1 protein-coding gene is annotated in these 259 nt (G+C 75.3%); it reads right to left on the minus strand.

The genetic code is table 11. The annotated features are described in order from the left end of the window. On the minus strand, positions 1-259 hold a 259-nt coding region (locus MFF64_RS37015), incomplete at both ends, for a helix-turn-helix domain-containing protein (RefSeq protein ID WP_238194028.1).

Genomic DNA, 259 nt, shown 5'->3' on the forward strand with positions numbered 1-259 from the left:
TCCGGCAGGGTCCAGCTGGCGGGCTCGCCCCGGTCGGGATCGGGCCCCCGCAGGATGTGGTGGACCAGCACCGCCTGCTCGCCCTCGCTCAACCGCTCTGGCCGGCGGCCGGGTGGGCGGTCGACCAAGCCGGCCAGCCCCTCGGCGTTGAACCGCTTGACGGCGTCGCACAGCGCCTGTCGCTCGATGCCCGCTGCTCGTGCCGCTTCCGCCCGGCTCATGCCATCGAGGGCGTTGGCCACCGCCAGCAGGCGCAGGG

Source organism: Methylobacterium frigidaeris, assembly GCF_022179185.1.
In the GTDB taxonomy this organism is placed as follows: Bacteria; Pseudomonadota; Alphaproteobacteria; order Rhizobiales; family Beijerinckiaceae; genus Methylobacterium; species Methylobacterium frigidaeris.